This window comes from Hydrogenophaga atypica, assembly GCF_042665215.1.
Taxonomy (GTDB): domain Bacteria; phylum Pseudomonadota; class Gammaproteobacteria; order Burkholderiales; family Burkholderiaceae_C; genus Hydrogenophaga; species Hydrogenophaga defluvii_A.
The window spans coordinates 86,123-98,975 of sequence record NZ_JBHTCA010000008.1 but is presented as its reverse complement, the minus strand read 5'-3'; the positions used below and the strand labels follow the sequence as shown (position 1 = coordinate 98,975).

The following is a 12,853-nucleotide window of genomic DNA, read 5'->3' as shown; positions in this document are numbered from 1 at the left end:
AGTTGAAGGGAACTTTACCCCTATTTTTGAAAAAAAGTGGCGGTTCACATGTCCACGCTGACCACGTTGTCACGCCGAACCCGGCCCGACACCACCCGGCCGCCCGGCATTTTGACACGGACGGGCTTCCCCAGGAAACCGTGGCCCATGGCCCGGCCGGTGGCGCTGAGCTGAAAACCGGCCTGATGGACATGCACCTTGACCTCGGTGCCCGCCTTGAACACCTGCACTGGGCGCACCATGTTCTGGCGCATCACCTGGCCTGGCATGAGACCACGCGCTGCCGTGACACCCAACCAGTCGGCCTGGCGAACCAGGACCGGCGCGGGGTGCTCGGCCCAGTCCACCTCGCCCGGTGCCACATCGCCTTCTTTCAACAGGGCGCCGGGCGCCACCGCGCGCTGCACCACCCAGGCGGGGCCCCACACCTTGACGGTGATGGGCAGAAACACGTTCCACAACCTGGGCCCCTCCAGGCAACGCAGGCCTATGCGGCTGCGGCCCCAGAGCCGGGCGCCCCGTGGGAGGTAGGGTTCCACACGGGCGCAGGGGGCGAGTTTGAGCCGGCTGTCGAGCTGGCCCAGCACAATTTCGGGCCGCAAGGGCAGATCGCCCTCGGGCGCGTCATCGGGACTGAGGTGCTTTTGCGCCCATTCGGTGGCCTGCTGAAGCAACTGGGGTGTCACGTCGGGCGCGGGTGAGCTGGCGTGGGCCAGACCCGCGCCCAGGCCCAGCAAACCGACCCAACCGCTGACACACAACACACCCCTGCGCAGCCAGCGCAGGCTGGGCGCAGCGTGTGATGGGGCGGGGCGGCAGGTCATGGCGGTGGAATCAGGTCGGTGGGCAGGTTGGTGGGCTCAGGGCGGTACGCGGGGGCTTTCAATGTAGCGCTGCCCGGCGCGCCGCAAGGCGCTGAAATGCGCCCCCTAAACCCGGCTTTTCCGCGCATGGGTCACCCTCAAGATTTTCATAATTCGTCCACGCCCCGGTTTGGCCTGGGCTCCTGTCACACCAACCTGCGAGGTCTGCATGTTCGAGCAATTCACCCAACGGCTGGACGGTTTGTCCAACGCCCTGGTGCTGCGTGCCCACCGCCAGCAGGTGATCGCCAGCAACATCGCCAACGCCGACACGCCGGGCTTTGTGGCGCGCGACTTCAATTTTGCCCAGGCGCTGCAGAACGCCAACGCCGGCATACGCCATGGCACCGACCCGGTCGCGACCGACGCACGCCACCTGCGTCTGACCACCAGCGAGACCGGCACCGACCAGCGCATGGCCTACACCGTGCAGACCCAGCCGTCGCTGGACAAGAACTCCGTGGACATGGACCGCGAGCGCGCCAACTTCACCGACAACGCGATCCGCTACGAGTCCACGTTGCGCTTCATCAATGGGCATGTGAAAACCATGCTCAGCGCCATCCAGGGCCAGTGATCGCGGGCCAGCCTGAAGGAGACACGCCATGTCCATGTTCAACATCTTCAACGTCACCGGCAGCGCCATCAGCTCGCAGGCGCAGCGGCTCAACGTGGTGGCCAGCAACCTGGCCAACGCCGACGCGGTGGCCGGCCCCGACGGCCAGGCCTACAAAGCGCGCCAGGTGGTGTTCGAGACCGTGCCCATGGGCTCGCAGGCGGCGCAAGGCGTGAAGGTGCAGAACGTGTACGAGAGCGATGTGCCCAACCGCAAGGTGTTTCAGCCGCAACACCCCAGCGCCGATGCCGAAGGCTACGTGACACATTCCAACGTCAACCCGGTGGAGGAGATGGTCAACATGATCTCGGCCTCACGTTCGTACCAGAACAACGTCGAGGTGATGAACACCGCCAAGAACCTGCTGCTCAAGACGTTGCAGATGGGTCAGTAACCAGGAGATTCCTCATGTTCATGGCACCCCTGAGCAACACCCAGATTGAGAGCTTCAACGCGGCCGGTGGCACGCAAGCGTCCAACAGCGACCCACAGGCCGCGCAAGACCGTTTTCTCAAGCTGATGGTGGCGCAGCTGGCCAACCAGGACCCGCTCAACCCCATGGACAACGCGGAGCTGACCTCGCAGATGGCGCAGATCAACACCGTCAGCGGCATCCAGCAGCTCAACGCCACGCTCAGTGGCATGAACAGCCAGTTCAACAGCTTGCAGGCGCTGCAGAGCACCTCACTGATCGGCAAACAAGCGGTGGTCAACGGCAGCCAGCTGGCCTACAACGACGAAGGTGTGGCGCAAGCCGGCCTGTTGCTGACCGAGGCCGCCGACAACGTGCAGGTTGAAATTCTCAACACCAGCGGCAGCGTCATCGCCACCGTGGACATGGGCGCCCTGGAGGCGGGGCAGCACACCTTCGAGTGGAACGCGGGCAACACCGACCGCGCCACCGTGTCCGGCTTCCGCATCAAGGCCACCGCCGGTGGCGAGGCGGTGAGCGCCAGCCCCTTGTCGCTGTTGCGCGTGGCGTCGGTGGGCATGGTGGACGGCGCCATCCGCCTGCGCACCGAAGACGGCGTGGCCTTTGCCTACAGCGATGTGCTCGCCTTCCAATAATTTTTACCCCGGAGAACCCCCATGAGCTTCAACACCGGACTCTCGGGCCTGAACGCCGCCAGCCGCAACCTGGACGTCATCGGCCACAACATCGCCAACGCCAACACCACCGGCATGAAGGCCGGCCGCGCCGAATTTGCCGAGCTGTATGCGGCGTCCATCGGTGCCAGCGGCGGCACGGCCGGCGGCATCGGGGTGGAGGTGGCGGCGGTGTCGCAGCTGTTCACGCAGGGCAACATTTCCATCACCGGCAACGACCTGGACCTGGCCATCAACGGCAACGGCTTCTTCAACGTGACCCAGACCAACGGCGACGTGGCCTACACCCGCTCGGGCGCCTTCAAGCTGGACAAAGAAGGGTTTCTGGTGACCAATTCGGGCGCCCAGCTCAATGGCTTCCAGGTGGACCCCGCCACCGGCACCGTGTTGCGCGGCGCCTTGCCCACGCCATTGCAGTTGCCCACCGCCAAGGGCCTGCCTGCGCAGCTGACCACCAGCATCGTCGCCGGCCTGAACCTGGATGCCCGCGCGGAGGTTGCTATCGAGACGCCGCCGGTGGCTCCCGCCACCATGCCCACGTTTGAGCCGCCACTCGAAACCTACGGCACCTCGGTGGTGGTGTACGACACACAAGGCATCGCTGTGCCGGTGAACCTGTACTTCGTCAAAAGCGACCTCAACGAGTGGGATGTGTACGCAAAGGCGGGCGGCAACGACCCGGTCGAGCTGGGCACCATCCAGTTTGACTCCCAGGGCAACATCGATCCGGCGTCGCTCGCCTCGCTGGCGGTCATCGACGTGCCCACCACGTCGCTGCCGCCGATTACGCCGGCCACCCCGGGGCCACCGCCCACACCGGCGGTGCTGGACACGTTTGAAGTGACGCTGAACCTGGAGGAGCTGACGCAGTTCGGCACCCGGTTCTCGGTCTACCAACTGGAGCAGGACGGCTATGCGCCGGGTGAGCTGACCGGCCTGACCATCGAAGAAAACGGCGAGTTGCTGGCGCGCTACTCCAACGGCGAATCGGTGCTGAGTGGCCAGGTCGCGTTGAGCACTTTCCGCAACCTGCAGGGCCTGCAGCCCCAAAGCGGTGGCTACTGGCTGCGCACGCTGGAGTCGGGCGACCCGGTGACCAGCGCCCCGCGCGACCCGGGTTTTGGCACCGTGCGCCAAGGTGCGCTGGAGGAGTCCAACGTGGACATCACCGCCGAGCTGGTCAACATGATCACCGCCCAGCGCAGCTACCAGGCCAATGCCCAGACCATCAAGACGCAGGACCAGGTGTTGTCCACCCTGGTCAACCTGCGCTGATCGCCGAGCAAAGCACCGACGCCACAGGAGGCTTGCCATGGACCGCATGATCTACACCGCGATGACCGGCGCCACCGCGCTGGTGAACCGCCAGCAGGCCATCGCCAACAACCTGGCCAACGTCTCCACCAACGGCTTCCGTGCCGAGTTGTCCACCTACCGCTCGGTGCCTTTGCAGGGCGCTGGCGCCAGCACCCGCGTGATGGCGTTGGAGGCCACGGCCGGCCACCTCGAAACGCCGGGTTCCATGAACTCCACCGGGCGCAACCTCGATGTGGCGGCTGTGGGCAACGCCTACTTTGCGGTGCAGGGGCTGGATGGCCTGGAGGCCTACACGCGGGGGGGCAACCTGCAGGTGGCGGTGGACGGCACGCTCACCAGTGCCACCGGCCTGCCCATGCTGGACGAGGGCGGCGCGCCCATTGCCATTCCCGAAAACAGCCGGGTGGCGATTGCGTCCGACGGCTCGGTGTCGGCCCAGGTGGGCAACGAACCCTCGCAATTGCTGGGCCGAATGAAGCTGGTCACGCCCACCGACGACGTGCGCATCAAACGGGGCAACGACGGCCTGTACCGCGCCGCCGACGGGGCGCCGTTGCCGTCCGACCCCGAAGCCCGGCTCAAGGACGGCATGCTCGAAGGCTCCAACGTCAACGCCATCGAGGCCATGGTCGGCATGATCGCCGTGGCGCGCCAGTTCGAGCAGCAGATGCGCCTGCTGCAAACGGCTGAAAAGAACGACCAGACCGCTGCGCAGCTTCTTGGCCTGAACGGCTGATAACGGAGGAACACCATGATCAATTCGCTGCAAATCGCCAAGACCGGCATGCAGGCCCAGCAAACCCAGCTGGACGTGATCTCGCACAACCTGGCCAACGTGGCCACCTCGGGCTTCAAGCGCGGCAACGCGGTGTTCGAAGACCTGATCTACCAGAACCTGCGCCAGGTGGGGGCCAACAGCTCCGACCAATCCAACCTGCCCACCGGCTTGCAACTGGGCCTGGGTGTGCGCACCGTGGCCACAGCCCGCTCCTACACCCAGGGCAGCTTGCAGCAGACCGGCAACAACCTGGACGTGGCCATCAATGGCAACGGCTTTTTCCAGGTGGAGTTGCCCGACGGTTCCACCGCCTACACCCGCGACGGCAGTTTCAAGCTCAGCGCACAAGGCGAGCTGGTCACCAACAGCGGCTACCGCGTGTTGCCGGGCGTCACCATCCAGGACCCGGCCACCCGCGCGGTGACCATCGCGGCCGATGGCACGGTCACCGCCACCGTGGGCAACAACCCCCAGCCCCAGCCCGTGGGAACGCTGGAGCTGGCCACCTTCGTCAACCCGGCCGGTCTGGAGCCGCGCGGGCAGAACATGTTCAGTGAAACCCTTGCCTCGGGCAACGCCACCACCGGCGCACCCGACAGCGAAGGCCTGGGCCCGGTGATGCAGGGCTACCTCGAACAGTCCAACGTGAGTGTGGTGCAGGAGCTGGTCAACATGATCCAGACCCAGCGCGCCTATGAAATGAATTCCAAAGCCATCCAGACCTCGGACCAGATGCTGCAACGCCTGGCCCAGCTCTGATCGCCTGTTGCGGAGCGTTTGCCATGAAAACCGTTTTTCCATTCGCCGGCCGCTTCGGTGCTGCGTTGGGCGCTGCCGGCGTGCTGCTGCTGAGCACGGGTTGCAGCACCTTGTCCCAAATTCCCGATGTCGAAGTGGTCAAGGCCGAGCCTATTCGCTGGCCACAGGCGCCGCGCGCCGGCACGGTCGAAGCCATCCCCAGCGGCAGCCTGTTCGCATCGGCCCAGTACCGGCCCGGATTTGAAGACCCGCGTGCCCGCCTGGTGGGCGACAGCCTGACCATCCAGATCACCGAGCGGGTGACGGCCAGCCAGAAGTCGTCTTCCACCGCCAACCGCGCATCGGGCCTCGAAGGCAGCGTCAGCGCCTTTCCTTTCCTCAAAACCCCGCTGCTCGACAAACTCAGCGCAGGGGCCAGCACCAACAACACCTTCTCGGGTGACGGCAGCACCGACACCGCCAACACCTTCACCGGCGCCATCACCGCCACCGTGGTGGAGGTGCTGCCCAACGGCCACCTGGTGGTGGTGGGCGAAAAGCAGATTGGCGTCAACCAGAACGTGGACGTGCTGCGGTTTTCGGGCACCGTGGACCCGCGCACCATCGCGCCGGGCAACACGGTGCAGTCCACCCAGATCGCGAACACGCGGGTCGAGTCGCGTGGGCGTGGCGCTCAGTTCGATGCGCAGACATTTGGCTGGCTTTCCCGCTTCTTTTTAACGCTTCTGCCCTTTTAAGTTTTTCGACAATCGGTTTCATGGGGTTGGCGCCACACCAATGGCAACCCACCTCAGGGAAAGGTCCCCATGAAACTCATTCGCCCCATTCGCCTTCTGCCTTGCCTGGCCTTCGTGCTGGGCGCCCTGATGGCCCTGCCGGCACAGGCATTGCGCATCAAGGAAGTGGCAGCCGTGCAGGGCGTGCGCAGCAACCAGCTCACCGGCTACGGTCTGGTCGTCGGCCTGGATGGCACGGGTGACCAGAGCACCCAGATGCCCTACACCACCCAGAGCCTGGCCAACTACCTGCAACAAATGGGCGTCAGCCTGCCACCGGGGCAGCGCCTGCAGCCCAAAAACGTGGCCGCCGTGCTTGTCACGGCGCAACTGCCGGCGTTTGCCCAGCCCGGGCAGGCGATTGACATCACCGTGTCGTCGGTGGGCAACGCCAAGTCGCTGCGCGGCGGCACGCTCATCACCACCCCGCTCAAGGGGGTAGACGGCCAGATTTACGCGCTTGCACAAGGCAACCTGCTGGTGGGCGGGGCAGGGGCTTCGGCCGGTGGGAGCAGCGTCACCATCAACCACCTGAGTGCGGGGCGCATTCCCGGCGGTGGCCAGGTGGAACGGGCCGTGCCCACCCCCTTGGCCCAGGGTGAGACGCTGGACCTGGGGTTGAACGCAGCCGACTTCCAGACCGCGCGCCAGGTGGCGCAGGCCATCAACCAGGCCAAAGGCGCGGGCACCGCGCGTGCGCTGGACGGCCGCCGTGTGCGCGTGCGCGCCCCGGCCGACGCCGACGAGCGGGTGTCCTTTCTGGCCGACATCGAGGAGCTGCCTCTGCAAGGCAGCACACCCGCGGCCAAGGTGGTGGTCAATGCGCGCACCGGCTCCATCGTGGTCAACCAGGCGGTGTCGCTGGGTGCCTGCGCGGTGGCCCACGGCAACCTGTCGGTGAGCATCAGTTCCACGCCCCAGGTGAGCCAGCCCAACCCGCTGTCCACGGGCGGGCAGACGGTGGTGACCGAACAGGCCAGCATCCAGATCAGCCAGGACAAGGGCTCGCTCATCAAGATTGACGCTTCGCCGCAGTTGACCGACGTGGTCAAGGCGCTCAACGCGCTCGGTGCCACACCACAAGATCTGGTCGCGATTTTGCAAGCCATCAAAGCCGCAGGCGCACTCAATGCGGAGCTGGAGGTGATCTGATGAACACGTCCTCAACGGTCTCACTGGGCCTGCAGCGCAGTCTGGCGGCCGATGGCAATTCGCTCAACGACCTCAAGGCGCTGGCTGGCAAGGACGAAAAAGCGGCGCTCAAGGAAACGGCCAAGCAGTTCGAGGCGCTGTTCATGCGCGAGCTGCTCAAGACCATGCGCGAGGCCACCATGAAGTCGGGCCTGCTGGACAACGAACAGGGCAACCTCGGCACGGACCTGCTGGACCAGCAGTACGCCACCCAGATGACCGGGCTGCCGGGCGGGTTGAGCGAGATGATCGAGCGCCAGTTGTCGCAGAAGATCGCGCCGGCCATCGATAAGGTGACCGGGGCGGCCGCCGCCGTGGGCCAAGCCGTGCGGAGCACGGTGGACCGCGCCGCCGACAGCGTCAGTGGCGCGGTGGGCAGCCGCCAGCAGCAGTTTGTGGCGCGCCTCAGCGGCGCCGCCCAGCAGGTGGCGCAGGAAGTGGGCATACCCGCGAGCTACATGCTGGGCCAGGCCGGGCACGAAACCGGCTGGGGCCGCAGCGAGATCAAACAAGCCGACGGCAGCAACTCCTTCAACGTGTTCGGCATCAAGGCCGGCAAGGGCTGGACCGGCAAGGTGGCCGAGATCACCACCACCGAATACATCAACGGCCAGGCGCAGAAGGTGAAGGCCAAGTTCCGCGCCTACGACAGCTACCAGGACGCCTTCCGCGACTACGCCAAGCTGATCGGCAACAGCCCGCGCTACGCGCAGGTGATGGACAACCTGCAGTCGGCACAGTCGTTTGCAGCTGGCCTGCAGCGCGCCGGCTACGCGACCGACCCGCAGTACGCGAGCAAGCTCAGCCGCGCCATCAACACCGCGCTCAACCTGCAGCGGGCGCAGGCCTGAGCGCTGGCCCGCACTGAAAGACCGCCATGAGCAGCCTCAACATCGCCAGCCGCGCCCTGACCACCAACCTGGCGGCCATGCAGGTCATTGGCCACAACATCGCCAACGTCAACACCGATGGTTACAGCCGGCAAAACATCCTGCTGGGCACCTCGGGTGGGCAGTTCCTGGGCAATGGCTACTTTGGCAAAGGTGTGGAAATCGAGGGCGTATCGCGCGCCTATGACAGCTACCTCACACGCGAGGCTCAGATCACGCGTTCGGTGGCTGCTGGTGATGAGGCGCGTTATGCGCGCCTCAAGCAGCTCGAATCGCTGTTTCCGTTGGGTGAAACCAGCCTGGGCGTGACACTCAACAACGCGCTCAACGCCTGGAGTGCCGTGGCCACATCGCCCACCGACACCACCGCACGCACGGTGGTGATTGCCCGGGCAGAAGAGCTCACGGCCCGCCTGCGCGACGTGACCGCCAGCTTGGACGAAACCCGCTTGTCTTCCACCCTGCAGGTGCAGGAAGCGGTGAAAAGCATCAACAGCTTGGCCGAACAAATTGCCCAGGTGAACCAGGCCATCGTGCAGTCGCAGGGCACCGGGCGCTCGCCCAACGACCTGCTGGATCAGCGCGACCAACTGGTGAGCGAGCTCAACCAGTATGTGCAGACCTCCACCGTGCCGGCGGCCGATGGTTCGCTGACGGTGTTTGTGGGGGGCAGCCAGCCGCTGGTGCTGGGCACACGGGTGAGCCCCATGGCGGCCGAGCGCAACCCGGTGGATGGCGACAAGATCGACATCAAGATCTACCAAGCCGGTCAGGCGGCTGAAATCAACGCCGACTTCCTCGGCGGTGGCTCGCTCAGAGGCTTGGTGCGCTTCGTGAACGAAGACCTGCCCGAGAGCTACAACATGCTGGGGCGCCTGGCGCTGTCCCTGTCGGAACAGGTCAACGCGCAGCACCGCCTGGGCCTGGATGCCGACGGCGACCCGGGGCAGAATTTTTACCAGATCGAGGGCGCCGACACGCCCGAATCGATCTACAGCTACGGTAGCCCGGCCGGTGCCGTGCAAATCGGTGTCAAGCCCATCGGTGCCGCACCGCCCAACAGCCTGGTGGCCACCATCAGCGACTTCAACGCGTTGCAGCCTTCGGACTACGAGATCCGTTTCACCTCGGCCACCGACGGTACCGTGGTGCGCAAGTCCACCAACGAGACGATCACGTTCACAGGCGCGCCGCCCATCGCCATTGACGGGCTGAGCATTGGACTGGGCACCGGACCGGCCCCTGCCGCTGGCGACCGGTTTTTGCTTCAACCCTACGCGGACGCCGCGCGCAACATAGGCGTGGCCATTTCGGCGCCCCAGGACGTGGCTGCCGCCAGCTCGGTGCGTGTGGATGTGCCGGCCACCAATGCGGGCAGCCTGCAGGTGGAAAACCTCAGTGCCGTCGGCACCCCGCCGCCGCTGTGGGCCGGCAGCACCATCACCTTCAACAACCTGGGGCAGTACTCGGTGGATGCTGGCCCCTTCGTCAACTTCCAGCCCGGTCAGCCCATCGTGGCCAATGGCTTTGAACTGGTGTTGCGCGGCGTGCCCACCGCTGGCGATACCTTCAACATCAGTCCCGCCACGGTGGCCGACGCCGCGCAAAACTTTGGCAACGCACGCGCCATCCTCGGCCTGCGTGATGTCGCGAGTTTTGGTGGTGTGACCCTGGGCGATGGCTACATCCCGGTGTTCTCCACCCTGGCCAACAAGGTGCAGTCTGGCCGCATGGCGGCCGAATTTGCCACCACGGCCGCCACCAACGCCGCCACCGCCCTGGCCAACCGCACCGGCGTCAACCTTGACGAAGAGGCGGCGCGCCTGTTGCAATTCCAGCAGGCCTACCAGGCCTCGGCCAAGTTCTTGCAGGTGGCACAGGGCACCTTCGACACCCTGATCCAGAGCTTCGGCTGACACTTCGCGAGGCAAACACCATGAGCATCTACCGCGTGGCCACCGCCAACACCTTTGACCGCACGATACAAAACATCAACCGGCGCCAGAGCGAACTGGCGCAGGCGCAGGAGCAGCTGTCATCGGGCAAACGCGTCAACCGCGCCAGCGACGACGCGGTGGCCGCCACGCTGGCCGAGCGCGCGCAGAATCGGTTGGCCCGCGTGCAGGCCGACCAGACCGCGCTGGAGGCATCCAAATCGTCGCTCACATTGGTGGAGGCGGGGCTGGGTGAGGCCAACGACCTGATGGTGCGCGCGCGCGAACTGGTGGTGCAGGGCGGCAACCCGGTGCTCACACAGAGCAGCCGCGAAGACCTGGCACGCCAGCTCGAAGGCCTGCGCGAACAGATGCTGGCCGTGGCCAACCGCACCGACACCGCCGGCATGACCTTGTTCGGCGGTCTGGGCGGCGCGGCCAAGCCGTTTCTTGACATGTATGGCGTGCCGACCGGCGTGCAGTACGAAGGCCAGATCGGCCAATACGCCGCCACCGAAACCGGCCTGCCGCAGGCGGTGGACGGCAACGCGGTGTGGATGCGGGTGGCGCCCGGCAATGGCAACTTCACGGTGTCGCTGGACAACGCAAACCAGGGTTTTGTGCGGGCAGACCAGGGGGTGGTGGTGGACGCAGGCCTGGCCGTGGGCCTGGACACCGGCGCGGGTTATGGCGGCTACCGCATCACCATGGGCGGCACACGCGAGGCGCCCACTTTCGAGATCTTGCGCGAGATCACCGCGCCGCCTTCCACCGAGCCTGTGCCCTCCCTGCCTGGTCCGCAGACCTACCAGCCAGGCACCACCATCGAGTTCGACGGCATACAACTCACCCTCACGGGCGACCCCATGGGCATCGGTGACCCGTCGGTGCCTCAGCTGCCCACCGACCCGGTGCCCAACGACGTGGTGCGGCTCACCCCGGTGGACCAGCCCACCGACCTGTTTGCCACCTTCCAGCGCGCCATCGACGCCTTGCGCTACAACGGCACCAACCAGAAAGCCAACATCACCCAGGAACTGGACCGTGTGCTGGTGGAGATGGACAACGGCAATGACCGCATCCTGGACACGCGGGGCCGCGTGGGCGAGTGGCTCAACCGCGCCGACTCCATGGGCGAGGTGTTTGCCGACAAGGCCTTGTTCCATCAGAAGGAAAAGTCCGATCAGGAAGACCTCGACATGGTTCAGGGCATCTCCGATTTCCAGAACCTGCAGCTGGGCCTGCAGGCCGCACTGCAGTCTTACGGTCAGGTTCAAAAGCTGTCGCTGTTCCAGTACATTGCGTAAAACCACCAGCCCGCCGCCTGTGCACTGCGGTGGGCGTCCACTGCCATGTCTCTGAACATCCTCGATCACCTCGGGCTGGCTTACCAGCCCATCTGGGGCGCGCAGCGCCAGTTGGTGGCCGTGCGTCTGCGTGTGCGTGCCTTGCACCCCGAAGTGGTCGATGCCGCCCACCTGCTGCAGTTGTTGTCGGACGAACGACAGCCGCACACACCGCCTTTGCTGGTCTCATTCACAGACCGGCCTTTGCTGCTGCAGGCGCTGGCCGTCTCGCCGCAGGAAGGCCTCTGGCTGGAACTGCCAGACGAGGGCGAATTTGCCACCGATGAGTTGCGTCAGCACGTGCTGTTTGCCCAGCGCATGGGGCACCAGCTGGTGCAGTGTGGGCCCTTGGCCCGCGCCGCGCAGGGCGTGGCCGCGGCCGGGCGAAGCCTGCCCATGCACTTGCTGGACCTGTGGCCCGAAGACGTGGCGCTGGCGCTGCGTTCGGTGGCCGACCGTGGCCAACTGGCAGCGGCGCCCCAGGCACGCAGTCCGGTGCTGGCCGGCCACATTTACCAGAACATCGGCAGCAGCGCACTGGCGGCCCATTGCCTGGATGACCGCCGCGCCTGGGGCATTTGTGACTGGCCGGTGGACGACGTGCTGCACCAGCACCGCCACCAGTCCATCGCCTGCGACCGCAATGTGGTGTTGCATGTGCTGCGTGCGTTCGAGCAAGACCTGTCCATGGACGAGGTTGAGAACCGCATTTACCTCGATCCGGTGCTGACCTACCGCATGCTGCGCATGGTCAACTCGGTGGCCTTTGGCACCAGCCGCGAGGTGGACTCGGTGCGCCACGCCCTCATGCTGCTGGGGCACAGCAACATGCGCCAGTGGCTCAATGAACAGCTGCTGGCCGCCAGCCTGGAGCCGGCCCTGCGCCCGGTGCGCCATGCCATGGTCTTGCGCGCCCAGCTCATGGACCACCTGATGGACGCCGGCCCCGAACACGACCTGCGTGCCGAAATTCACCTCACCGGCTTGTTCTCACGCATTGATGGTTTGTTGCAGGAGCCTTTGGCGGACGCGCTGGCGCGCATTCCCTTGTCGGCGCGCGTGACGGATGCGCTGCTCAACCACCATGGCCCTTACGTCAGTTACCTCGACGTGGCGCGCCACATGGAAGACCTCCATGCCATGGGCGATCTGCCGTTGATTTGTCGCACCCACGATTTCCGCGTGGATGACGTCAACCGGGCCTTGATACGCATGTTGTGCCATGTGCGGCACAACCCGGTCTGACACGCGGTTTGAAGCGGGGTCTGAAACCCGT

At 65.7% G+C, this 12,853-nt stretch carries 13 protein-coding genes; 12 read left to right on the top strand and 1 reads right to left on the bottom strand.

Annotated features, from left to right (window positions below; all coding sequences use genetic code 11):
• Positions 1 to 44 precede the first annotated feature (44 nt).
• A complete protein-coding gene (flgA, locus tag ACFQPB_RS12975) occupies positions 45 to 824 on the bottom strand; it encodes a flagellar basal body P-ring formation chaperone FlgA (RefSeq protein WP_382223906.1) in 780 nt (259 codons plus the stop codon).
• A gap of 208 nt (positions 825 to 1,032) precedes the next feature.
• Between flgA and flgB the strand changes: the two genes are divergently transcribed.
• From flgB to ACFQPB_RS12915, 12 genes are all read left to right on the top strand, one after another.
• The gene (gene flgB, locus ACFQPB_RS12970) at positions 1,033 to 1,440 is read left to right on the top strand and encodes a flagellar basal body rod protein FlgB (protein WP_382200984.1); all 408 of its coding nucleotides are present in this window, start codon (positions 1,033 to 1,035) and stop codon (positions 1,438 to 1,440) included.
• A 28-nt stretch (positions 1,441 to 1,468) separates the two neighbouring features.
• Positions 1,469 to 1,873 (top strand): flagellar basal body rod protein FlgC, encoded by a 405-nt coding sequence (flgC, locus tag ACFQPB_RS12965; protein WP_382200986.1) that lies wholly within the window; start codon positions 1,469 to 1,471, stop codon positions 1,871 to 1,873.
• Between the two features lie 14 nt (positions 1,874 to 1,887).
• Positions 1,888 to 2,547 carry a flagellar hook assembly protein FlgD gene (locus ACFQPB_RS12960; protein ID WP_382223903.1) on the top strand — a complete coding sequence of 220 codons (660 nt, stop codon included), beginning with the start codon at positions 1,888 to 1,890 and terminating at the stop codon, positions 2,545 to 2,547.
• 21 nt (positions 2,548 to 2,568) lie between these two features.
• Entirely contained in the window at positions 2,569 to 3,861 is a 1,293-nt protein-coding gene (gene flgE / locus ACFQPB_RS12955; RefSeq protein ID WP_382223900.1) for a flagellar hook protein FlgE, read from the top strand.
• 37 nt (positions 3,862 to 3,898) lie between these two features.
• Complete coding sequence (gene flgF, locus ACFQPB_RS12950) at positions 3,899 to 4,639, top strand: flagellar basal-body rod protein FlgF (protein WP_382223897.1); 741 nt, start codon at positions 3,899 to 3,901, stop codon at positions 4,637 to 4,639.
• A gap of 15 nt (positions 4,640 to 4,654) precedes the next feature.
• Positions 4,655 to 5,440: a flagellar basal-body rod protein FlgG gene (gene flgG, locus ACFQPB_RS12945; protein WP_382200991.1), complete on the top strand. Its 786-nt coding sequence runs from the start codon at positions 4,655 to 4,657 to the stop codon at positions 5,438 to 5,440.
• Between the two features lie 23 nt (positions 5,441 to 5,463).
• Positions 5,464 to 6,177 (top strand): flagellar basal body L-ring protein FlgH, encoded by a 714-nt coding sequence (locus ACFQPB_RS12940; protein ID WP_382223895.1) that lies wholly within the window; start codon positions 5,464 to 5,466, stop codon positions 6,175 to 6,177.
• A gap of 69 nt (positions 6,178 to 6,246) precedes the next feature.
• Positions 6,247 to 7,368 carry a flagellar basal body P-ring protein FlgI gene (locus ACFQPB_RS12935; RefSeq protein ID WP_382223892.1) on the top strand — a complete coding sequence of 374 codons (1,122 nt, stop codon included), beginning with the start codon at positions 6,247 to 6,249 and terminating at the stop codon, positions 7,366 to 7,368.
• Positions 7,368 to 8,258, top strand: a complete 891-nt coding sequence (gene flgJ, locus ACFQPB_RS12930) for a flagellar assembly peptidoglycan hydrolase FlgJ (RefSeq protein WP_382223890.1) — start codon at positions 7,368 to 7,370, stop codon at positions 8,256 to 8,258. The genes ACFQPB_RS12935 and flgJ overlap by 1 nt, the downstream gene beginning before the upstream one ends.
• A gap of 26 nt (positions 8,259 to 8,284) precedes the next feature.
• Positions 8,285 to 10,213, top strand: a complete 1,929-nt coding sequence (gene flgK / locus ACFQPB_RS12925) for a flagellar hook-associated protein FlgK (RefSeq protein ID WP_382223888.1) — start codon at positions 8,285 to 8,287, stop codon at positions 10,211 to 10,213.
• Positions 10,214 to 10,233: 20 nt separating this feature from the next.
• Positions 10,234 to 11,538, top strand: a complete 1,305-nt coding sequence (gene flgL / locus ACFQPB_RS12920) for a flagellar hook-associated protein FlgL (protein ID WP_382223885.1) — start codon at positions 10,234 to 10,236, stop codon at positions 11,536 to 11,538.
• A gap of 45 nt (positions 11,539 to 11,583) precedes the next feature.
• Entirely contained in the window at positions 11,584 to 12,822 is a 1,239-nt protein-coding gene (locus tag ACFQPB_RS12915) for an HDOD domain-containing protein (RefSeq protein ID WP_382223882.1), read from the top strand.
• The last annotated feature ends 31 nt before the right edge of the window (positions 12,823 to 12,853 follow it).